At 65.5% G+C, this 1,677-nt stretch carries 1 protein-coding gene; it reads left to right on the top strand.

What is annotated here, in order from left to right; all coding sequences use genetic code 11:
• Positions 1-1,677: maltose alpha-D-glucosyltransferase (gene treS, locus RB628_RS40170; RefSeq protein WP_318325592.1), on the top strand; the 1,677-nt coding region annotated here is incomplete at both ends.

A 1,677-nucleotide genomic window follows, 5' to 3' on the forward strand; every position in this document is an offset into this window, starting at 1 on the left:
CGTCAATGAGCCTGTCCCGGACACCTTCGAGGACACTCCCGCCAAGGACCGGGACCCCGAGTGGTTCAAACGCGCCGTCTTCTACGAGGTCCTCGTCCGCTCCTTCCAGGACAGCAACGGTGACGGAGTCGGGGACCTCAAGGGCATCACCGCCAAACTCGACTACCTCCAGTGGCTGGGCATCGACTGCCTCTGGCTGCCGCCCTTCTTCAAATCCCCCCTGCGGGACGGCGGCTACGACGTCTCCGACTACACCGCCGTCCTCCCCGAGTTCGGCGACCTCGCCGACTTCGTCGAGTTCGTCGACGCCGCCCACCAGCGCGGCATGCGCGTCATCATCGACTTCGTCATGAACCACACCAGCGACCAGCATCCGTGGTTCCAGGAGTCGAGGAACGACCCCGAAGGCCCCTACGGCGACTACTACGTCTGGGCCAAGAAGGACGACCAGTACCAGGACGCCCGCATCATCTTCGTCGACACCGAGGCCTCCAACTGGACCTTCGACCCGGTCCGCAAGGAGTACTACTGGCACCGCTTCTTCTCCCACCAACCGGACCTCAACTACGAGAACCCGGCGGTGCAGGAGGAGATCATCTCCGCGCTGCGGTTCTGGCTGGACCTGGGCATCGACGGCTTCCGTCTGGACGCGGTCCCGTACCTCTACCAGGCCGAGGGCACCAACTGCGAGAACCTCCCCGCGACCCACGACTTCCTCAAACACGTCCGCAAGGAGATCGACGCCCACTACCCGGACACGGTCCTGCTCGCGGAGGCGAACCAGTGGCCCGAGGACGTCGTCGACTACTTCGGCGACTACCAGAGCGGCGGCGACGAATGCCACATGGCATTCCACTTCCCCGTCATGCCCCGCATCTTCATGGCCGTACGCCGCGAATCGCGCTACCCCGTCTCGGAGATCCTCGCCAAGACCCCCGCCATCCCCTCGAACTGCCAGTGGGGCATCTTCCTGCGCAACCACGACGAGCTGACCCTCGAAATGGTCACCGACGAGGAACGCGACTACATGTGGGCCGAATACGCCAAAGACCCCCGCATGCGCGCCAACATCGGCATCCGCCGCCGCCTCGCCCCCCTCCTCGACAACGACCGCAACCAGATCGAACTCTTCACCGCCCTGCTGCTGTCCCTGCCCGGCTCACCGATCCTCTACTACGGCGACGAGATCGGCATGGGCGACAACATCTGGCTCGGCGACCGCGACGCCGTCCGCACCCCCATGCAGTGGACCCCCGACCGCAACGCCGGCTTCTCCTCCTGCGACCCCGGCCGCCTCTTCCTGCCCACCATCATGGACCCCGTCCACGGCTACCAGGTCACCAACGTCGAAGCCTCCATGTCCTCCCCCTCCTCGCTCCTGCACTGGACCCGGCGCATGATCGAGATCCGCAAACAGAACCCCGCCTTCGGCCTCGGCTCCTACACCGAACTCCCCTCCACCAACCCCGCCGTCATCGCCTTCCTGCGCGAACACAAGGACGACCTCGTCCTGTGCGTCCACAACTTCTCCCGCTTCGCCCAGCCCACCGAACTCGACCTGCGGGAATTCACCGACGCACACCCCGTCGAACTCATCGGCGGAGTCCGCTTCCCCGCCATCGGCGAACTCCCCTACCTCCTCACCCTCGCAGGCCACGGCTTCTACTGGTTCCGGCT

Source organism: Streptomyces sp. ADMS (genome assembly GCF_033441795.1).
GTDB lineage: Bacteria > Actinomycetota > Actinomycetes > Streptomycetales > Streptomycetaceae > Streptomyces.